1 protein-coding gene is annotated in these 646 nt (G+C 47.1%); it reads left to right on the top strand.

The window, feature by feature from the left end; all coding sequences use genetic code 11:
• Positions 1-62: 62 nt before the first annotated feature.
• A partial coding sequence (locus ACNRUY_RS26725) for an IS4 family transposase (protein ID WP_488114702.1) occupies positions 63-646 on the top strand: 584 nt, incomplete at its 3' end.

Below are 646 nucleotides of genomic sequence, written 5' to 3'. Positions count from 1 at the left end.
ATGTTCCTCAGCGTGGCGGGCGAAAAGCACGTAAAGCCACTCTGCAGGTAAAGAAGAAAACCGTGACAATACAATCACCTCAAAGGCCAGGTGGTCGGCTTGATCCAATAACAGTCAATGTCCTTATTGCTGAAGAAATTAATAATGACACAGCAGACCGGCTGCGATGGACTCTGTTAACCTCAGAGCCTGCTGAAACATATGAATGTTGCCGTATGGTTCTCAGGTTTTATGGATTACGCTGGCGCATAGAAGAGTTTCACAAAGCTTGGAAAACCGGTACGGGTGTTGAACGGTTAAGGTTGCTCAGCGCTGATAATTTGCAGCGTCTGGCAGTCATACTGATGTTTGTAGCGGTAAGATTGCTGCAAACCAGAGAAGCCCTGATGCTGCCCTACAAACGACAGAAAAAAGACGACAACACCTGGAATAAGGATACACCAGCTGACTGTGTGGTAGGTGATGATGAATGGAAAGTGCTTTGGCTCACATATTATGAAGGTAAGCCGTTGCCAGAAGAAGTACCTACATTGACTTGGTTTCTCCACACCATTGCAAAAGTGGGTGGCTGGTGTGATTCAAAACGTACAGGCATACCTGGATGGCTGGTCGTATGGAAAGGCTGGGCAAAACTACAAGACCGCCT

Source organism: Endozoicomonas sp. Z74, assembly GCF_057680865.1.
The sequence above is the reverse complement of the archived record's forward strand: the minus strand, read 5'-3'. Positions and strand labels throughout refer to the sequence as shown.